Below are 16363 nucleotides of genomic sequence, written 5' to 3'. Positions count from 1 at the left end.
ACAGTCCCAAGATCGTCCTCAGCCAAACATCAAGATCGACCGGACAGGCCCTAGCCCGATGTCTGGGCGGCGGCCCACGCCTTGTGCCACTGGGCCATCCACTCGGGCACGGTCTCGGTGCCGGGGTCGGAGTCCAGGACGCCGTCCTCGTAAGCCCTGCGCTGGCAGGCCAGCACGAACGTCACCACCCACGCTGCTCTGGGCGGCCCCGCACGACGGCCGCGTGTGACTTCGGAGATCGCGGCGACCGACAAGGGCATCAGGGTGCGGTCTGCGAAGAAGTCCGGATACAGCTCCGCCAACCGTTGGGACGTCTTCACCAGGGACCGGTACGACGGAGCCCCGCACTGGCCATAGAACTCCCTCAGCCGCGACACGAAGGCCGTCACCGCAGGGTCCTGCTCTCTCACCCGCATGCGCTCACCGGCCTCGGCATCGACGGAGCCTGGGCGATTCAACTTCGGCACATCCGCCGTCACCAACGACCGCCCACCCTGACGTCGAGCTGGGCGCCCTGCCGCCGTCGCCATCCTGTCCTGCTCGGGTTCCGCAGCCGAGCCGGTCGCGCCGGGGGCTCATGTCCGAGCGGCCACCTCCGCAGGTAGGCGATGAGGCGCAGTGCTGTCACGTCGACATTCGTTGCCTGGCAGCGTCGGGACCGCTCTCGGCCCCGCGCATACAACGGCTGGCCGCGTGTCCATCCGCCTACGACCGTGACATGAGCCCGCGCTGTGTCCGCCTCTTGGTCCAGCGAGACCAGCAGTCCGCATCCGGCGCGAACGGCTTGGGCGCCGTACTGACGTAGTACTCGCGCCAGATCGTTCATTTGTCGCGTTTCCTTCCTCATCTGTGACCGGCAGTCCGGGTCATCGCGCCGTAGCGGGGAGCGTGCCTACGCCGCACCAATACGCCTTGCAGGACAAGTCCGTCGGGGCCGGCGCTGTCGCAACTCCGGCTCCGCCCATCTCCAGCACCACGAACGCGTGGCCACTGCATAGCCGACTGGCCACCGTGTACGGGGCACACCGCATCTCAGGGGCTCCGGCCCCTGCTGCATGAACAGAGGTCTACGAGTGGGGGTTCTCGCAGCAGCATCTGACCAGGTCTGCGGCTCGGTCGAGGCCGAGGGCGAAGCCACACAGCAGACCGAACGCCAGCGTGATGACGTGTCCGAGGCCGATATATACGGCGATCTCCAGCAGGTCGTCCGAGATCATGGGGCCAGTGGCGGCGGGGGCGTGACACGGACGGTCCCGGCCTGGCCGGTGGTGTTTCTACTGGCTGTTTCGACCAGTGTCATGCGGCGTTCCAGTTCGGCCGGGTCGGTGGCGATGATCATGCCGCTGTCGAGGTAGGGGTAGGCCGGTCCGGGGATGGCGGTGAACTGGTGGCTGTAGTGGCCGGGGACGACCAGCCAGCCGGGGTGGGGGTGTTCCAGGGCGGCGGCGATCTGGTCAGGCTCCATCGCCGCTCCCGGCCAGGTGTGCCCAGACCACCTTGCCCGGGTGGCCGGGGTCGAGTGTCAGGGGGTGATGGCCCCACCGGGTGGTGAGGGCGTCGACCAGGAACAGTCCCCGTCCCCGCTCGGCGTAGAAGTCGGGCTCGCGTCTTTGGGGGATGCCGGGGGCGTTGTCCCACACGCAGACCTCGATGATGTCCGGGCCTGCGTCCGGTTCGATCAGTACCGCCATTCTGGTCGCTTTCGCCTGGCAGGCGTTGGTGACCAGCTCGGTGAGGACGGTCGTCGCGTCCTCGATCAGGTCGACGGCTTCCCACCGGGTGAGGAGGTCGGCGGCCCAGCGGCGTACCTGGCCTGGGGCTTGGTCGCTGACGGGCACCTCCCACGCGGCGAACCGGGAACCGATGAGTCGCTCCGACAGCAGGTTCCCCGAGCCGGTGCTGTTGGGGTACGTGAAGGTGCGGAGGTTGTGGGCCGCCCCGATGACATCGTTCAGGGACGGCCGAGGTCCTGGGGGTTGTTCGGCAGCCGCTGGCCAGGGGGTTTTCTCAGGCAGCATGATCGTCCCCAAACGGTGAGTGGCCATTTGTGTGCTCTGAGCCACAAGGCTGCCCGTCGGCCCCTACGCTTGTCGCGGTTCCCCCCAACCCCCACAACTTTCTGGGATTCAAAGGAGCATCCCCGTGACCAGACCATCGCCGGATCCGCGGTCCTCGATGTAGACTTCATGGCCTACTACCTGCGTTTTCTGCGGACGCAGCACAACGCCACCGGCGAGACGGTGGGCAAGATCGTGCGGCGGTCCAAGAGCACGGTTTCGCGCTTCGAGTCCGGCGAGTACCGGCTGGGCGAGGCCGAGTGCGAAGCCTTGGACAGGGCCTGGAACACCGGTCGGCTGTTCTCGATCCTGCTCCATTACGCCCGAATCGGACACGACCCCAACTGGCTGCAGCAGTACAAGGAGCAGGAGGCGCAGGCCTGCCTGATCAAAACCTGGCAGAGCAACCTGGTGCCAGGACTGCTCCAGACGCCGGACTACGCCAGGGCCGGTCTGAGGGCTGGCGGCGTGAAGGACGTGGACGCCGCCGTCGAGGAACGTATGGCTCGGCAGGCGATCCTGGAGCGGGAGGACCCGCCGACGTTGCTGGTCCTGCTGGCCGAGTCGCTGCTGGAACTGCCCTGCGGTGGACCCGCGGTGATGAAGGCGCAACTCGCCCGCATCCTCGAACTGTCCGAGCGGCCGAACATCGGAGTGCGGGTGGTCCCGAAGGCCGCCGGTCACCACCCCGGGCTCGACGGCCCGTTCATGCTCTTGACCCTGGAAACCACGGATGTGGCGTACGTGGAAGCTCCCGGCGGGGGACGACTCGTCTCATCTGCATCTCAAGTGAGATCATTCGGGCTACGGTACGACCGGATCGGGCAACACGCTCTGCCTGAGAACTCGTCCCGGGAGTTGATCACCCGAATCATGGAGACCATGTGATGAGCTGCCCCACTTGGCGCAAGAGCAGCCACAGCACAAACCAGGGCGGTGAGTGCGTCGAGGTGGCCTCCCTCCCCGAGGCCATCGGTGTCCGCGACAGCAAGAACCCCGACGCCGACAACCTGACCATCTCGCCCAAGGTGTTCGACGCACTGGTACGCCGCATCAAGCAAGGCGAGCTCAACGCCTGAAGCGAAGCCGAACCAAGGAAGGCCCCTCTACTACCCAGAGGGGCCTTCTTCATTGCCTGGCGAAGACACCCGGTGTTGACGTGACATCGCCGAGTCCCGCTCTGTCGGCTACACGGGAGCGCTGCTGCAAGCCGAGAGGACGCTTGAACGATCCTCCGCCGAGGGGCCATCGCCCTGGGGCCGGCTCCTTCAGTGCCGGTTCACTGGCCGTCGAAGCCGCCTGGTGCATACGTCAGTTCGGCCACATCGAGGAGACCGAACGGCTCCGGCCATGTGTCTGGCAACGCGTGCAGGCAGCATTGGAGGGCCTGCGTGTACCTGCATGATGGTCGGCACGTACAAACATCCGATCCCGCCCATACCTTGCGCTCTTGATCCCTCCAACGTAGAGGATTCGTCTGGTGGGGTGAAGGACAGTAGGCTTTGAGCCGTCTCTGTCCGGTGTTCCCCGCAATCTAGACTGCGGAGCGAGCTACATTCAGCCGGACGGAAGAGAAGGCCGCGTGGATCCTTTACCGCGCGGCCTTCTCTTTATTTCGAGAGAGCCCACGTCTCAGCGAGTTTCTGCGAGTGATCAGCGGACGACTTGACCTGCGACCATGAGGTGTTCCCTGATGGTGGCCGGGCCGCTCGTGATGGTCATCGCCGGTGTTCGCCGGTGGCGGGTGGCATCAGCGAATGGGGGAATCAACGATGGGCAATTGCAGGCTGGGGTATCGGTCGGCGGTCGAGTGGTTGCGGTCGCCGGAGCCGTTGCGGTGGCGGCGGACGTATCCGGGGCGGGCCGATCAGGTGGCGGTGGCGCGGCGGTTCGCGGTGTCGCTGTTCGCGGGCACCGGTTATGAGGAGGAGGCCGGGTTCATCGTCGCCGAGCTGGCCTCCAACGCCGTCCGGCACACGCACTCCGGTCACCATGGGGGGTGGTTCGGGCTGGAGGTGGTGCTCGAGGACGTCGCCTATGTCGGGGTGACCGACCAGGGCGGCGGCGGCATCCCGGTCGTGCTGCCGGAGTCGCCGGACCAGTCGGTGGCCGAGCACGGGCGGGGGCTGCGGGCGGTCTCCCGGCTCGCCGCGGCGCTGGGGATTCATGGCAGCAGTGATGGTGGGCACACGGTGTGGGCCGATCTGGACCTGTGCGCCGAGACCGGTATCCGCCCCGACTTGCAGGCCGTGCTGGCCTCCTAAGCCGGGAGGGACCAGCCCGGTCACGGCGGGCTGGTCCCTGCCAGGTCACGATAGGCGAGCCTGACGGCTGGGCCCTGCCCGCGAACCCTCTCCGGGGTGGCGGGTAGGGCCTTCGTCTTTTTCAGGGGGATGGTCCACCCGCCTGGGCCGTATCGCAGGAGGGCGTGATGGGGGCACGGGCGTGGGTGCCTGAGGGCTCGGGTGGTCGCCGGGCGTCCGTACGGGCTGTCGTTCGGGGTGTCGCTGGCCCTTTCCTTTATGAGCGGTGCCCCTGGCCTGGGTTGTTCGTGCAGGTCGGGGGACGCTTGGGCCTTTCGTTCGTGGCCCCGAATCGCCCTCACAGGCGACAACATCGAATGCATCACGCGGGCGGGAAAGGCCAGGGGCTGTCTCACGTGCTCGGGGCCTTCAGGGTTTCCGCCCGGCCGGCCCGTCCGAGCAGGCCCCCGAAGGGCGTGCGGCGATGGGCAGGCCGGCGGGTGCCGTCACGGCCACCGGGCGGCCATCGGGCGCGCCCTCGCCGGAGGAAGACCGCACGGGCGCCGAGATCCCGACGGCCCGGATCCCACCAGTTCCCGGATCCCGCCGGTTCATCGATGTTCGGGAAGTCAAGGATTCCGGCGTAGCGAATTCACAAAACCCGGATGGCCTGCGGATGGGAGAGGTAAGCCTCTCCAGCCGTTCCGGCCATGCGGAAAACACGCGGGCGGGCTTGAGAGTGGCGGCCGGTCGAGAAATCGTGGTGTCACGGCAACAAAAATGCGGCGGCGGAAATTCCCGCCGCCGCGACCATCGGAAAAGGAGTCATGAAATGGCCGCGAAGAAGAACACCACCGCCACCATCGCCACCGTCGCCGCCCCGGCCGCTGGCATCGCCGCCGCCCCGGCTACGGCCACCGGCCCGCAGGCCGCCGCACGTCCGGACGGTCCGGCGGGGGCGGTGTGGGAGGCGGTGACGGCCCACCCCGGCGCGACCATCCCCGTGATCGCGAACGCGGCCGGGGTCACCCGTGCGGCCGCCAAGGCGGAACTGACGGCGCTGGCCGCATCGGGGCGGGTGGTGTGCACGCCGGGCGGGCGCGCCGACAACGGGCGGGCGCTGCCGGACACCTGGGCACCCGCCCCGGACACGTCCGCCGACACGGCCACCACACCGGCCACCACACCGGCCACGGAACCGGCCACCGGCAAGACCGAGACCACCGCGCCACAGACCCCGGCGATGACCTCGGCGGTGACGGCGGAGGCGATTCAGGAGGCGATGCGGATCATGCAGCAGGAGGCCGACCGGCGGGCGGCGGCCGAGGCCGACCTGCAAAAGGCCATGGCCGAGGAAGAGGCCCGCCGCGCGAAGGTGCTGGCGGACCTGGCCAGGGCCCGCACGGCCGAGGACACCCGCCGCGCGCTGGCCGACCTGCTGGCGGCCGTCACCACCGCCTATGCGGCCGTGGTGGCGGGCGACGAGGTGGCCACCGTGGCCGGGCTGGAGCGCATCTACACCGAGACCAACAACGTGCGGAGGGCGTCCAGGGTCGGCCCGGTCCGCACCGGTACCAAGGGCACCGGCACCGGGGTGGGGGCGGTGCGGGCGGACCGGGCCGCGCCCCGGCCGCTGCGGCCCGAGGTGACCGCGCACCTGCGCGCCCACCCCGGCAAGGAGTTCACCCCCGGCGAGATCGCCAAAGTCCTCGGCCGGTCGCCCGGGGCGGTCGCCAACGCCCTGGAGACCCTGGCCAAGAACGGCGAGGCCGTGCTGACCGGCGAACGCCCCGCCCGCTACACCGCCCCCACCACCAACACCGCCCCCACCACCCCGGCGGCCGGTGACGGCAACGCGTCATAGGACGCCTGACAGCCCGATTGGGGGCGGGACCGGCACGGTCCCGCCCCCAATCGCTTCGGGGCCGTCACAGCACGTCAGACGCCCCGTAGGGCACCCGCTACGGGTGGACGGCGGGTGGGGTGGCGCATTTGGCCATCGGGCCTTCAACGGTCGGCGGGCTTGGGCATGAGAGTCGGCTCGCCGCTTGCGCAAAGGTCGGCAAGGTCCTGCTCTCGGTCGGTGCCGATGGGCGGCCTATCGGCTCAGCTTGAACCACCGTTGTGCGTCCTGCGGGCTGCCGACCCTCTTCCACTGGCATCCACCCGAGAAGATGAAGGCCGCCAGAGTCTCCTCTGCATCGTCGTTGACGATGAGGTATTGCGGGCCCCGTACCGGGGGCGTGGATGCCTCTGCGCGCAACACCATTCCACGTGTTACGGCTTCCTGGAACTCGCGGGTGAGTTCGGCACGGTAGCGGCAGCGGTCGGGCCGGTCGCTCATGGTCATGTACACCCCTGGACGCAACCGGGCCAGGCTGTGGCGTCCATCGGTGATGGCGGGCCCCTCCGCATGCGCTGCGGGATTCCCGGGAAGTCCGGGGAACAGGTCATGCCACGTCGGCGCGGCAGGCTCGGCCTGCGCGGGGCCAAGACCAACGGCCAGACACATCAGCGCACAGCCCATGGCGACGTATCTGGGCGATCCGAACACCCGGGCATTGTAGGCGCCGGAGAGTTTCAAGATCGGAGCGTTCGATGAACGCCTTCGACCCGGTGTTCGGTCGTTGTTACGGGTGACGTAGGGGCCTCATCGAGGTTGTGGGAGTGCGGGGCGGGCGTAGCCGACGAGGTCGGATCGGTTGCGGATGCTGCTGATCCGGACTTTGAGGCCGGTGCGTGGGGCCTCGACCATCCGGCCGCCGCCGATCACCAGGCCGACGTGGCCGGGGCTGCTGGAGGTCCCGCCGGAGCCTCGGAAGAACACGAGGTCGCCTGGTTGTTCCTGGCTGGCCGGGATGTGCGGCAGGGCCTTCCATTGGTCTTGGGAAAGGCGGGGAATGGTGACCCCGGCCTGGTGCCAGGCGTAGCGGGTGAGGCCGGAGCAGTCGAAGCCCACGATGCCCGCGCCCTGTGCGATGCCTCGGGTAGGGCCGTTGAATCCGCCGCCGCCCCACGAGTAGGGGGTGCCGATCCAGCGGAGGGCGGCCTTGACCGCGACGGCCGCGCGTCCGGTCGCGGCGATCGGTACGTCCGAGCAGGACGGAGGGCCGCCGCCTTCGCCGTACTCGGCGGCCCGTCGCAGGACCTTCTTCACGTACCAGTCGGCATGGTTGTAGCGGTAGAGCGCGCGTTCGAGGTGGGCGGGTGCGCCGTTGTGCTTGAGGTACCTGGCGGCGGCCGGGATCGCGTCGGCGGGGTCGTAGATGTCCTTGCGTCCGTCGCCGTTGCCGTCGACCCCGAACGCCGCCCAGGTGCCTCGCAGGAACTGCATGGGACCGGCCGCTCCGGCGTGGTTGGTGCCGGAGGTGATGCCGGGCTCGGTGCCCCGGCCGTGGTCGGACTCGGCGTCACCGATCGCGGCCAGGACGTTCCAGGGGATGCCGTACTGGGCTCCGGCCTTCAGATAGAGCGCCAGGTAGGCAGGTGGGATCTCGGCTTGGGCCGTCCGGCCGGGTGCCGTCTGGCAGGAGGCGTCACCGCCACCGGGAAGGATCGCGCCGAGGGCCCCGACGAAGACGGCCAGGACGACGAACACGGCGACCACCGGAACACCGATGGCCGGCAACATCAAGCCGTCCCGGGGCCGGTCCCGCGTCGCCGGTCATGCGGGCCCCATGCGTCCGCCAGCGCCGCCAACCGGCGCCGTGGGCCGGTCGTTCCGACCGGTAGCCACACCGGTCCGGCCGGGCCGTCAGCGGCCGTCCGGGGCGTGTGGACGGCGGTGGCCACCGGCACGTCCGGGGTGCCGAGGACCTTGCGGAGGTTGGCCTCCCGCGCTGCGCTGGGCAGCCAGAACAGCACGGGGGTGGTGATTCCGGTGGACTCGGCGAGCGCGGCGTATCCGGCGAGCTTGGCGGCCACGCGGGAGAGGGGTTCGCTGCCGGTGTCGTGCTCCAGGAAGAAGTCCACGGCCGCCGGCGGCCCGGCCTCCTGCGATTCGACCCATCGTCCGAAGGCGTCGGGGCGGGCGAGGTCGCCCCACAGGGAGGCGCATCGGCGTTCCGGCCACCACTCGGCGAGAACGGTGCCGTCCGCTCGGTGCCGGGCGCAGGCGTGCAGGCGGGCGAAGAAGTCGTTCACGCCGACCTGGTGACCGAGTCTGGGTGACAGCGAGATCGCCATGGCGTTGTCCTGGCGGTATCCGAGGTCGCGGAGGCCGATCCCGCGTTGTGCGGCCAGGACGTGCGCGCCCGCCGGGCCGAGTACCCAGTGCTGCGGGGCCGAGCCCACCGGCGTCCATGGTTGGAACCGCACCAGGGCGAGGAGTGCGCGGAGTTGCCGTAGCCGTTGGCGGGCTCTGACCGGGCCGGGGAAGAAGATGGCGGTGATCTGGTCGGTGGTGAGGACGCGGTGTTCCCAGACCAGTTCGAGGATGGTCCGGTCTCGTTCGGTGAGCTGGTGCGCGAGGTCGGCGATCAGCTCCGGCGTGATCCTCGGCCGGTGGCCGTGGAGCCTGCGCGTGCGGTTGGCGGCCTTGCTGGGTCGGGTCATCGGGCTTGCCTCCGTGGTGTGGTGGTGCGTGGATCGGTCAGGGGCAACGGCTGCTGAATGCGGGGGCGCTGCTGCTCGTGGGCCGCGTACTTCTCGCGGGATGCGGTGCGTACGGCCTCTTCGCGTCCGGGGACGGGGTCGGGCAGCGGGCGGGTGCGGAAGGTGAAGGCCGACGACAGCCCGCCCTCGGTGACGAGCCGTCCGGCGGCCTGGTAGGCGCCGAGGTGGGACAGGTCGTGCGGGGTGAGCAGCGGTGTGACGTGCCGGGCGAGGTCGGTGGCGTCCTCGGGCGAGGCGGTGAAGTAGATCTTGTTGCGGGCGTCGGCCGACACCGCCTCGCGGGGGTCTTTGGGCAGTTGGGACAGGTGCTGGTGGGCGATGACGAGGCTGAACCGGTAGGCGCGGGCCTCGGCGAGGACGTCGCTGATGGAGCCGGGCAGGTTGAGGAAGTTGTGGGCCTCGTCCACGTAGGCGGCGGCATCCGGCCGGCTGTCCTCGGGGACCTTGGCGCGCGGGGTGATGGCCTGCCAGGTGTGGGCGAGCAGCAGCGATCCGAACAGGCGGGCGGCGTCCTCGCCGAGCACGCCCTTGGGGAGACGGGCCAGGACCAGTCCGCCGTGGTCGAGCATGTGGCCGAGGTCGACGGTCGAGGCGCTGCCGGACAGGGCGTCGCGGACGAACGGGCGCAGCAGGACCGCCCGCAGCTTGTTCATCACGGGACTGATGACCGCCGATCGCGCGGCGGGTGACAGCTCGTCGTAGGAGGCCCAGAAGCCGCGCAACAGTTCGTCACCGAGTTTGGCCACGACCCGGGCCCGATAGGGGCTGTCGGTGAGCAGCCTCGGGACCTCGGCGAGAGTGGCCCTCGGCCCGTGGGCTCGTACCAAGGTCAGGCACGCCGAGCGCATCAGGTCGTCCAGCCGCGGTCCCCAGGCCGAGGAGAAGCAGCGGCGGAAGATGGTGACGATCGAGTCCACCGCGAACGCCGGATCGGCGCCGGCCAGGACGTTGATGCAGGGCGGCGGGCCTTCTTCGGACGGGTCGAACACGACCGTCCGGCCGACCGCCCGCTCCGGAAGCCGTTGCAGGACATCGGCGATGAGGTCGCCCTTGGGGTCGATGACCAGCGCGCCTCGCCCGGCGTGCGCGTCGGCCAGGATCAGGTTGGCCAGGAAGGTGGACTTGCCGACGCCGGTCTGCCCGAGCACATGCAGGTGCTGGCGAGCACCGGTGACGGTCAGCGCGACCGGCCGGGGATAACCGGCGTCCGCATCGCCCAGCACCCGCACCGGCCCCACCGTGCACGCCGACACCGCCGGGGACGGGGCGACCGGCCGGGCACCCGCACGGGTGACACCCGGTGCGCCCAGGTCATAGGGAAGGTGCGCGACCGCCGCCAGTTCAGGCGCCGACAGCAGATAGCCCCGGCCCAGGCGGCGGGATGCCAACCGGGCGGCTGGGGCGCGCAGGCGCTTGCGGCGTAGGTACTGGTGGCCTGAGGAGTAGAGCGCGAACGTGGAGGCCACCTCGTGGGCCTGGCCGCGCAGCCACCCTCGAGCGGCCTCGCCGGTGCGGTGGCTGGTCGCCACCGCGTAGCGGATCTGCACCTCGAACCGCGGTTGTGCGGCCTTGCCGAGGATCGCGCGGACCTGCTCGGCGCGTTCGGGGAACGTCCGCGCCAGCTCGCCTGGGCGGGCGTGCCCGGATCCACCGGGGGTGACCAGGTCGAAGACCTTGCCTTGAGGGGCGGCCGAGCGGCCCCCGCGCAGCGCCGAGGCGGCCCGGTGGGCATGGCGCAGGCGGCGACCTGTGGCCGGACGAGCCAGCACCTGGACGGCGGCGTACTCGCCACTGCGCAGCCCGGAGACGGCACCGAGCAGGGCCCGCAAAGGGTCCGCGTCGTGCTGGTGCGTCAGCGGGTAGTGGTCGGGGCGGGCCAGGACGAGGCGTCCCCCGGCCGAGGACGCGGCGAACGGGACCGGAGCCGACACAGGGCGGGCGGTGATGGTCGCACCCGGCCATGCCGACCGGATCATCTTCTCCACCAGGCCGGGTGGGATCGTGCCGGGGACCCAGATCCGGATGCGAAGACCCGTGGCGTCGGCGACGTACTCCCAGCTGATGTGCGGCTGGCCGTAGACGGCGCGTTTCCAGGCGGGGGCGGTGAGGCCGACCAGGTGAGTCCACCAGGCCGCGGCGCTGCCCTCCTCGACATGCGGCGGCACCGCCACCTCCACCAGGTGCGCGCCCACCGAGAAGCGGCGGTTACGCCACCGCCACAGCAGCGACCGCACACAAGTGAACAGCACCGCTCCGGCGAGGGAGAGCACGGCGAGCGGCGGGCCGTATTCGGCGACCGACGCGACGAGCCGTTCCGGATCCTCCAAGAGACCGACCCCACCGCCGGTGACCGGCAGCACGGCTGCCGACGGGCTCGCGGCGAGCACGCCTCCTCGGCACGGCCGTGAGCGCCGACCGGCCCAGCGGAATTGGCCGAGCCTGTGGTGACGAGGTCGCGTGGCCGACGCGACGAGCCGTTCCGAGTCCCCGAAGAGGCCCGTCCAGCCATCTGCGGCCATGGGCAGAGCCGCAGCGGACCCACCTTGCGGCCGTTGCTGTGCACGGTGGGCAGCCGTACGAGATCCGCCGGGGCGGTGGGAGCGAGGCCGTACGGCCGGAGGGACAAGCCGTCTCGGGTCTTGGAAGAGAGGCACCCAGCGGCCGACGGTTGGCGGCAGGTTCACAGCGGATCCACCTCCTCGGCGTGACCGCGGGCGGCGTCCAGCTCGATGAGTTCGGCCGGGTCGGTGGTGGCGAGGTCGTGCTCCTGCGGGCCGGCCACCGCGTAGAAGGCGGCCCGGTCGCCGCCGGACCCGCCGCACAGCAGCGCCTCGCCCCGGCCGGCGGCCAGCAGGAACGCCTTCTCTCCGCCGGTGAGGTCGAACGCCGTGCCTATTTCGTCGATGACCTGCGGAGACTGCCTGAGCAGGAGCTGTGTCGCCGAGTTGGCGATCACGGCGCGGCCCAGGTCCGAGGCGAGCAGATCGGCGGCGTCCTGGGTGACCACGGCCAGCCCCGCCCAGTGCTTACGGGCCGACTTGGCCAGCCGGTACAGGAACCTTGCGCCCTCGCTTTCGTGCATGAGCGTCCATGCCTCGTCCACCACGACCAGCCGTCTGCGCCGGTCCCCCGTGTTGGCGACGCGCCGCCAGATCGCGTCCAGGGCCAGCAGCATCCCGACCGGCCGGGTCTCCTCGGGCAGGTCCCGCAGCGAGAACACGATCAGGTGCCCGTCCGGCCGGGTCGTGGTCGGACCGGCGAACAGCCCCCGGTAGGAGCCGGTCACGTACGGGGCCAGCCGCGCGGACAGGTCCGCAGCCTCGGCGCTGCCGTCACGGTCGAGCTGGGCGGCCAGATCGGCCAGCAGCGGGGCGGGACGTCCCCAGGTGCGGCGGTCGGAGTTGATCCCGCGTGCGGCGTAGGCGGCGACCACGGCGCGATCCAAGGCGGCACGGTGGGCGGGGGCGAGCGGTCCGCCGAGCATCGCGGCCACGAGCGTCTGGATGAACAGCGCCCGCCGGATGAAGGTGTCCTCGTCCTGCCCCTCCGGCAGATCGAACGGGTTGAAGCACACCCCGGGCGCACCGAGGCCGATGTGCGTGCCGCCGACCGCGGACGCCAGGCGCCGGTACTCGTCCTCGGGATCCACCACGGCCACCTCGACCTGGTGGAACAGCAGCCGCAGCACCTCCAGCTTGGTGAAGTAGGACTTGCCGGCCCCGGAACGGGCGATGGTCACGGAGTTGTGGTTGTCCTGGGCGAACCGGTCCCACCACACCGCCCCAGACGAGTAGGCGTTCAGCCCGTACAGGACGGGCGTCTGCCCGAGGCGCGGTTCCAGGTCGGGTGAGGTGAACGGGAACGAGGCGGCCAGCGCGCCGGTGTCGAACGCACGCCGCAGCCGCACGGCATCGGTGGCCAAGGGCAGCGTCGCCACCCACCCCTGCAGGGCGCGGAAGGTCGTGGGCTGAGCGTTCAGCAGCAGCGACGCGGCCAGCGCCCGCACCCGCTGCACCTCCGCCTCCAGTTCCTCGGCGTCGGCGGCGTGGACGGTCAGATACAGGCCCATCCGGAACAGGCGGCCATGCCCTCGCGCCAGCGATGCCGCCAGGTTCGCGGCGTCATCGGCGGCGGCCTCGGCCGTGAAGTCGGCCATGCGGCCGTGATCGGCGTTGGAGCGGGACGAGGACTCCAACCGGGCCAGCTGGCGACGCAGCCTCTGTGCCGCGATCAAAGGCGGGATCGGCTCGACGTGCAGGGACACGTCCAGACGGCCGGGATAGGTGAGCAGAGGTTCGAGCCAGCCCGCGCCGACTTCTCGCGGATAGCCGGCCACGGCGAAGGAGGCACACACCCCACCGGGCAACTCCAGGGACTTCGCGCCGACCCGCAACGCCGAGGGCCCGAACGTGTCCGTAACCTGCTCGCCCCTATCCGCGGACCGGTTGCTCTCGGGGCGGTGGGCGAACGGAAATCTCATTACAGACCCTCCGCAGCGCTGATCAGCTCACCGGGACCGGCGGCTTCGGGAAGGCGGGCGTCCGCCGGGGACAGCGACTCGGCCAGCACCGCCGTGCACGCGGCGGCGTCCAGCACCTCGGCGGTGACGCCGAGGACGGCCAGCGAACGAACGGCCTCCTCGGCACGGCGCGCGACCACGGCCGCCCCGGCGTCCCGCAGCACCCGCCGCGCCTTGCTCTTGGTCCATGGGAGCGTGATGTTCTGCTGCTCGCGCGCCGTGTCCCGCAGGACGATCAGAACCTCACGGGTGAGCAGTTCGCGCGAGGCGTCCAGGTCGGCCAGATAGGCCGCATGGTCACGGGCGGCCTGCTCCAGCGCCGGGTCGGGCAGGCGCGGGGCGGCTTCGATCAGCTGGGCGACCAGCGCGGACAGATCCACCGGCCGGGCCCGCACGAGGATCTGCACGGGCGCCTCCAGCGAGTTCAGCCACCGCCCGAACGCCGCGACCAGCGCGGCCTGCTCGGCGGCCGTCCGCAGCCCGAACGCCACCGTTCCCGCCCGCACCACGGCGGCCGTACCGCCGTCGGCCAGCTCCATGACCCCGTCCTCGCGCACCGCCCGCACCGGCAGACGAAGCGGGGCGGGCAACCGCCCACGCATCCGGCACCAGGCGGGCGGCGCCTGCACTCCCTCCGGCGCCTCGACCCTCGCCTTGCGCGAGCGCAGATGGACCAGCGCGGCGAGCACGAACCGATCCAGGCCCATGCCGTCATGACGCGCCAGAGCCAGCACCGCCCCACCCCCGATGACCGGAAGCAGAACGGTGGCGACCACCGTGAACGGGAGCCTGTCCGCCATGGCCATGTAGCCCCACGAGGCCAGCAGCCCGGTGACGGCCAGGATGGCGACCTGCCGCGCGGTCAGCCCGTACAGGATCTTGTCGGGCTGTTCGACATCGGCGGGGATCTTGGCGGTCAACGCCTCGTCGTCTCGGTTCACGCATTCCTCCCGTTCCGCTTGGGCAGTTCGAGCCGTAGGGCGAGCTGGCGGGGCGGCACCGGCCGCCGGGGCATACCGGGCAACATGAGCTGCCGCGAACGAGCCCGGGGCCTTGCCTCGCCGGCAGGTGGTGGGGCCGGTGGGCGCGGTACCCGGGTGGCCGGGATCGGCAAGGCCAGTCGCACCGGCCGCCGGGCCGTGCCGGGCTTGGGCCGTACCGGGATCGGCAGCGCGAGCTGCACCGCCCGCCCACCTGATCCCGTGTCACCGTCGGCGTTCCATCCCGGTGGAGCGGTCTGCGGCTGCCTGCGCGGCTCTGGCGGTTCAGGCGGTGTCGGCGGCGGAGGCTGCCGGTAGGCGGTCCCGGGACGTGGCGTGGGCCGCTGTCGCCTGCGGCGTGTGGGGCGAGGCGTCGGCCTGTTCGGTGGGGGCTGGTGCCGGCTCGGATGGGGCTTGGCGCTGGCGGCTGCCTGCGCGGCCTTTCCGGTCCTGTTCACGACCGCGCCGATGCCGCGGTAAAGGACGAAGGTCTTCAACATCTGGCCGAGGAGGCGCGGCTGGGCGGGCTGCCAGACGGTACGGGCCACCCATGCGGGAATCCGGATCAACACCCACAGCAGGGCGAGCGCCACCAGCAGGTCCGTCAGGTCGGTCTTGGACGGCGCACCGACGATCGAGCCGCTGCTGTCGGTGACCTCACTGAACAGCAACTGGAACGCGGTGACCAGGACGAGCGACTGGCAGACCTGGATGGCCAGCACCCCGGTGATACCGCGCCACCACAGCCGGGCCAGCCCATCGGTCATCGGCAGGGCGTGGAACATCAGCGCCAATGGGGCCGCCGCGATGAGCACCATCGTGATCGCCAGGCGAACGATGTGGATGAACGCGACGATCAACGCGAGCACGATCACGGCCAGCGCCACCATCGGCAGGAAGACCCCACCGGTGACGGCGTTGACGACGATGCCGGCACCGAGGGTGTCGGCGACCACCCCGGCGTCGATCTTGCCTGGACCGGCGGCCAGGAACGCCTGTGCCAGGCCGTTGGCGAACGCGATCCCGTATCCGATGAAGGTCAGGTCATGCCAAGGTCGAGCAGGGGACTGTCGAGAGAGATCGTCTCCCAGTCGATGATGGCGAGCCGCCGGTCGGGGCGCACGATGAGGTTGTCGGAGAAGCGGGCATGATCGGGACGTGCCCGGTCCTGACCCGTCCACGATGCGGGCGCTGCGTGCGCGTGCGGTCTGGATGGTCGCCCGGGACCGCTCACGTTATGGGCCGGAGTTCGCCATCGAGTCGGTGGCCTCGAAGCTGGCCATCGATCCGGCGAAGCGGCTGCGCGCCTGGGTGCGGGAGGACGCGCCGGAACTCCTGCGGCCCGTTGAGGGGATCCCGGCAGAGCCGGTACGGCTGTCCGCCCGGGAACGGCGGGCGCGGGAGGCGGCGCTGCGGGCGGTCACCCTGCGCGAGCCCTGGGCCGGTCACGTGGCCGAAGGGCGGACGAGTGTCCTGGGCCGCCACCATCGGACCCGGTATCGCGGCACCCTGCTCATCCATGCCGGTCGAGGGGCCGAACTCACCGGCGTCCCGTTGCCGCGTCCGGACATACGGCACTTCGGCTTCATCGTCGCCGTGGCCGAACTGGTCGGCTGCCATCCCGATGACGGCCAATGCGCGCCGATTCCCCCGGCGAGCCGCTGGCACTGGGAACTCGCCGACGTCCAGCCCCTGCCCCGTTCTGTGGCCGCTCGTGGACGTCCCGGCCTCTGGCGCCCCACCCACGAGACGATACGGCTGGTCGAGCGGGAAGTACCCCTGTGGTGGCCGTACCTGTAACGCCTCCAGGTCCACCCTGACCGGGCTTCGGTGGGCGCTCTGGCGGGAGCGGGACCAGGTGCTCACAACGGCCATGCGGTGATCGCGTCTCTCGGCAGGATTCTTTACCTGGGGATTCGGCTCTCGCGTCCGGCGAGGTCACGGCCGATC

16 protein-coding genes are annotated in these 16363 nt (G+C 70.8%); 5 read left to right on the top strand and 11 right to left on the bottom strand.

The features are described from left to right. Positions 1-50: 50 nt before the first annotated feature. From ABD879_RS05915 to ABD879_RS05900, 4 genes are all read right to left on the bottom strand, one after another. Positions 51-188 carry a hypothetical protein gene (locus ABD879_RS05915; RefSeq protein ID WP_345018182.1) on the bottom strand — a complete coding sequence of 46 codons (138 nt, stop codon included), beginning with the start codon at positions 186-188 and terminating at the stop codon, positions 51-53. Positions 189-1067: 879 nt separating this feature from the next. After that, the gene (locus tag ABD879_RS05910; protein WP_345018180.1) at positions 1068-1217 is read right to left on the bottom strand and encodes a hypothetical protein; all 150 of its coding nucleotides are present in this window, start codon (positions 1215-1217) and stop codon (positions 1068-1070) included. Further along, positions 1214-1465, bottom strand: coding sequence for a hypothetical protein (locus ABD879_RS05905; protein WP_345018178.1), 252 nt, complete (start codon positions 1463-1465; stop codon positions 1214-1216). Before ABD879_RS05905 ends, ABD879_RS05910 begins: the two co-directional genes overlap by 4 nt. Continuing rightward, positions 1455-2018, bottom strand: coding sequence for an ATP-binding protein (locus ABD879_RS05900; protein WP_345018176.1), 564 nt, complete (start codon positions 2016-2018; stop codon positions 1455-1457). The genes ABD879_RS05905 and ABD879_RS05900 overlap by 11 nt, the downstream gene beginning before the upstream one ends. Before the next feature lie 168 nt (positions 2019-2186). Between ABD879_RS05900 and ABD879_RS05895 the strand changes: the two genes are divergently transcribed. From ABD879_RS05895 to ABD879_RS05880, 4 genes are all read left to right on the top strand, one after another. Then, entirely contained in the window at positions 2187-2945 is a 759-nt protein-coding gene (locus ABD879_RS05895; RefSeq protein ID WP_345018174.1) for a helix-turn-helix domain-containing protein, read from the top strand. Further along, entirely contained in the window at positions 2945-3136 is a 192-nt protein-coding gene (locus tag ABD879_RS05890) for a DUF397 domain-containing protein (RefSeq protein ID WP_345018172.1), read from the top strand. The genes ABD879_RS05895 and ABD879_RS05890 overlap by 1 nt, the downstream gene beginning before the upstream one ends. Before the next feature lie 693 nt (positions 3137-3829). After that, positions 3830-4321: an ATP-binding protein gene (locus ABD879_RS05885; RefSeq protein ID WP_345018170.1), complete on the top strand. Its 492-nt coding sequence runs from the start codon at positions 3830-3832 to the stop codon at positions 4319-4321. 811 nt (positions 4322-5132) lie between these two features. After that, the gene (locus tag ABD879_RS05880) at positions 5133-6164 is read left to right on the top strand and encodes a hypothetical protein (RefSeq protein ID WP_345018168.1); all 1032 of its coding nucleotides are present in this window, start codon (positions 5133-5135) and stop codon (positions 6162-6164) included. A 234-nt stretch (positions 6165-6398) separates the two neighbouring features. On the opposite strand, the gene ABD879_RS05875 is transcribed toward ABD879_RS05880, so the two are convergent. The 7 genes from ABD879_RS05875 to ABD879_RS05845 all read right to left on the bottom strand — a co-directional run bounded on the left by ABD879_RS05875 (position 6399) and on the right by ABD879_RS05845 (position 15594). Then, positions 6399-6884: a hypothetical protein gene (locus ABD879_RS05875; RefSeq protein ID WP_345018166.1), complete on the bottom strand. Its 486-nt coding sequence runs from the start codon at positions 6882-6884 to the stop codon at positions 6399-6401. A 66-nt stretch (positions 6885-6950) separates the two neighbouring features. After that, positions 6951-7931, bottom strand: coding sequence for a C40 family peptidase (locus ABD879_RS05870; protein ID WP_345018164.1), 981 nt, complete (start codon positions 7929-7931; stop codon positions 6951-6953). Then, a complete protein-coding gene (locus tag ABD879_RS05865) occupies positions 7931-8854 on the bottom strand; it encodes a replication-relaxation family protein (RefSeq protein ID WP_345018162.1) in 924 nt (307 codons plus the stop codon). The genes ABD879_RS05870 and ABD879_RS05865 overlap by 1 nt, the downstream gene beginning before the upstream one ends. Then, entirely contained in the window at positions 8851-11241 is a 2391-nt protein-coding gene (locus tag ABD879_RS05860; RefSeq protein ID WP_345018160.1) for a type IV secretory system conjugative DNA transfer family protein, read from the bottom strand. The genes ABD879_RS05865 and ABD879_RS05860 overlap by 4 nt, the downstream gene beginning before the upstream one ends. Positions 11242-11594: 353 nt before the next feature. After that, a complete protein-coding gene (locus ABD879_RS05855) occupies positions 11595-13250 on the bottom strand; it encodes a VirB4 family type IV secretion system protein (RefSeq protein ID WP_345018158.1) in 1656 nt (551 codons plus the stop codon). Between the two features lie 143 nt (positions 13251-13393). Continuing rightward, positions 13394-14374: a PrgI family protein gene (locus ABD879_RS05850; RefSeq protein WP_345018156.1), complete on the bottom strand. Its 981-nt coding sequence runs from the start codon at positions 14372-14374 to the stop codon at positions 13394-13396. Beyond that, positions 14371-15594, bottom strand: a complete 1224-nt coding sequence (locus tag ABD879_RS05845) for a TrbL/VirB6 family protein (RefSeq protein ID WP_486303741.1) — start codon at positions 15592-15594, stop codon at positions 14371-14373. The genes ABD879_RS05850 and ABD879_RS05845 overlap by 4 nt, the downstream gene beginning before the upstream one ends. Here ABD879_RS05845 and ABD879_RS05840 point away from each other — a divergent pair. After that, on the top strand, positions 15572-16213 hold the full coding sequence (locus tag ABD879_RS05840; protein WP_345018152.1) for an ASCH domain-containing protein: 642 nt from the start codon (positions 15572-15574) through the stop codon (positions 16211-16213). The genes ABD879_RS05845 and ABD879_RS05840 overlap by 23 nt on opposite strands. Positions 16214-16363 lie beyond the last annotated feature (150 nt).

This window comes from Actinomadura keratinilytica (genome assembly GCF_039539665.1).
GTDB lineage: Bacteria > Actinomycetota > Actinomycetes > Streptosporangiales > Streptosporangiaceae > Spirillospora > Spirillospora keratinilytica.
The sequence above is the reverse complement of the archived record's forward strand: the minus strand, read 5'-3'. Positions and strand labels throughout refer to the sequence as shown.

What these genes read in the sequence shown, in the direction of transcription:
- ABD879_RS05890 (WP_345018172.1), top strand. Translation starts at nt 2,945, where the DNA reads ATGAGCTGCCCCACTTGGCGCAAGAGCAGCCACAGCACAAACCAGGGC.
- ABD879_RS05865 (WP_345018162.1), bottom strand. Translation starts at nt 8,854, where the DNA reads ATGACCCGACCCAGCAAGGCCGCCAACCGCACGCGCAGGCTCCACGGC.
- ABD879_RS05900 (WP_345018176.1), bottom strand. Translation starts at nt 2,018, where the DNA reads ATGCTGCCTGAGAAAACCCCCTGGCCAGCGGCTGCCGAACAACCCCCA.
- ABD879_RS05880 (WP_345018168.1), top strand. Translation starts at nt 5,133, where the DNA reads ATGGCCGCGAAGAAGAACACCACCGCCACCATCGCCACCGTCGCCGCC.
- ABD879_RS05905 (WP_345018178.1), bottom strand. Translation starts at nt 1,465, where the DNA reads ATGGAGCCTGACCAGATCGCCGCCGCCCTGGAACACCCCCACCCCGGC.
- ABD879_RS05910 (WP_345018180.1), bottom strand. Translation starts at nt 1,217, where the DNA reads ATGATCTCGGACGACCTGCTGGAGATCGCCGTATATATCGGCCTCGGA.
- ABD879_RS05895 (WP_345018174.1), top strand. Translation starts at nt 2,187, where the DNA reads ATGGCCTACTACCTGCGTTTTCTGCGGACGCAGCACAACGCCACCGGC.
- ABD879_RS05885 (WP_345018170.1), top strand. Translation starts at nt 3,830, where the DNA reads ATGGGCAATTGCAGGCTGGGGTATCGGTCGGCGGTCGAGTGGTTGCGG.
- ABD879_RS05870 (WP_345018164.1), bottom strand. Translation starts at nt 7,931, where the DNA reads ATGTTGCCGGCCATCGGTGTTCCGGTGGTCGCCGTGTTCGTCGTCCTG.